This window comes from Candidatus Atribacteria bacterium (assembly GCA_011056645.1).
In the GTDB taxonomy this organism is placed as follows: Bacteria; Atribacterota; Phoenicimicrobiia; order Phoenicimicrobiales; family Phoenicimicrobiaceae; genus Sediminicultor; species Sediminicultor quartus.
The window spans coordinates 1-2,165 of sequence record DSEL01000158.1; the positions used below are offsets into that span (position 1 = coordinate 1).

General features: G+C 36.0%; 2 protein-coding genes. Both read right to left on the bottom strand.

Features of this window, described 5'->3' with window-relative positions:
- On the bottom strand, positions 1-1,176 hold a 1,176-nt coding region (locus tag ENO17_06840), incomplete at its 3' end, for a hypothetical protein (GenBank protein HER24747.1).
- Positions 1,109-1,852, bottom strand: coding sequence for a response regulator transcription factor (locus tag ENO17_06845; protein ID HER24748.1), 744 nt, complete (start codon positions 1,850-1,852; stop codon positions 1,109-1,111). The genes ENO17_06845 and ENO17_06840, both read right to left, overlap by 68 nt.
- Positions 1,853-2,165: the final 313 nt, after the last annotated feature.

Here is a 2,165-nt window from a genome sequence, read left to right on the forward strand (position 1 = left end):
AATTGAAAAGGCGATCTGGTTCTCAAATCTTATATTTTCAATGTTGACATACAACTCAAGAGTCTGGATCTCTTCAGATAATGAACTTATTTTCTCCCTGGTCGCTTCCAGGACTTTCCGAATAAACTTGGAGAATTTATTGAGGTAGTAAATGGCATTTTCTTTCTCATTATTTATAATGTAAAGCTTAATAGAATTTAGAGAATTGAAAATAAAATGCGGATTCATCTGACTTCTTAGAAAATTGACTTTCAATTCTGCAAGTTCTCTCTCGTATTGCACGGTAAGCTTCTCAATTTTATCCCTCTCCACCTGTTTGCTTAACGACTGAACATTTTCTTCCAATTTTTGCTGGATACGCAACCTTAGTTCCTCGTTTTCTTTATTTTGCCTGATCAATTCCACCTTGGCCTTTTTATTTTCCTGCAGGAGTAGCTTTTGTTTATGTCCCAGACCTAATGAGAACAATAAATTTTCAAATATTCCACATAGAAGAAAAATCCCCGAAGCTATCCTAAAATTATCTATCCCCAGGTTTAGCTGGTAAACCAGGACCGGCCCCAGCCATCCTAAGAACAAGATCAAAGAACCCGCGATAAGATAGGATCTCAGCGGAACGTTTTTTTTAAGAATAGGATAATAGGCCAGAAGAGCCAGGACGGGCATGTAGATAAGAAAAAAGTTATAACCCAAAGTCCTTAAATAAGGACCTCCGGCCATGTAGGATATTATATGCAGCAGGATTGCAATTATCAAAAATAGTAGATTGCCCCTCATTATGTACTTATTCCAATTGGGAGCGTTTGTTTTCATTTCCAGAAAGCTGTAAGCAAACAATAAATAAACTACAAAGGTGAGTTCTGTAATTAAATATTTAAAATCCTGTAAGTAGTTGAAATAAATTTCCTGAAAACTTCCTCCGCCAAACCGGAATATCGATAATAAGGCAAGGAAAAGATATAGGCTATAAAAAAAATAGGATCTAATTTTTTGCTGAAAGTAAAGAAGAAAGTGATAGATCGCTAATATAGATAGCACCCCTGCAAAGAATGTAAGCAGGCCGCTTCTAAAAGGTTGATTTAGAATGTTAATTAATTCTTCCAAGATATCAGCTTCCAAGTAATTTAAGCAGATGTGCTTTTTTTGACCGGGAGACGGGAATGTTAGAACCATCATTTAGGATCAGGTACTGACCGTCACTTTTCACAAATTCCTTCACCCAGTCCAGATTGATCAAATAGGAATGGTGGACCCTGTAAAAAGAAGGGTCATTAATTAATGCCTCCACTTCCTTGACCTTTTTGGACAGAACCTCCTTTTTTCCATCTATCATGAAAATTTCAGTATAATTCCCGTCAGATTTGCAATAAATAATATCCTTACTCGAAACATAGATGGTTTTATCAATAAAAGAAAAAGGAATTTTTTTGAATGTTTGCTGCCTTTGTATATCCTGCATGATATTTCGAAGTTGTTCTCCCAGGCGATTGTTCCTCTTCCTGTCCAGCACCCTTTCAGCAGCAATCTGAAGATCATCGGAATCAATAGGTTTAAGGAGATAATCCACCGCATTTTCCCTGAATGCCTGTAGCGCGTAGTTGTCGTAGGCAGTGGTAAATATCAGTTCAAAATTCCGAAAATTTAGATTGTGTAATAATTGGAATCCATCCATTTGAGGCATCTCGATATCCAGAAACACGCAGTCGGGTTTGATATTATCTATCCCTTTAATAGCATCAAGAGGAGTGAGATAATTATCGCAGACTTCTATCCAGGGGCAAAAGGCATTGATCTCCCATTGCAAACTTTTTACCGCACTTACTTCATCATCGACAATTACCGCTCGTATCATAGAAATAGATTACAATTTAAATTACAAAAAAGTTTGTTAACCAAATCAAGGAACTTTATAAGCGGTACCATACGAAGTATATCCGGCTGATAAAGGCATAAATACTAACCATATACCGGTTATAAATCAAAAACCCCGACTTATAAATCCTTCCATTACTAAACGGAATCTTCCAGATACCTTTAACACATTAACCATTAAAACTATTGATCATGAAAAATTTAAAATTGTTATCGGGAAGCTTATTAATCTGTATTTTCCTGGGCTTGTTTAGCCTAAGTTGTGAAAAAGAAGAAATGAACAATATAAATTC

Bases quoted from the DNA above. Each gene is read 5' to 3' on its own strand.
- ENO17_06845 (HER24748.1), bottom strand. From the start codon at position 1,852: ATGATACGAGCGGTAATTGTCGATGATGAAGTAAGTGCGGTAAAAAGT.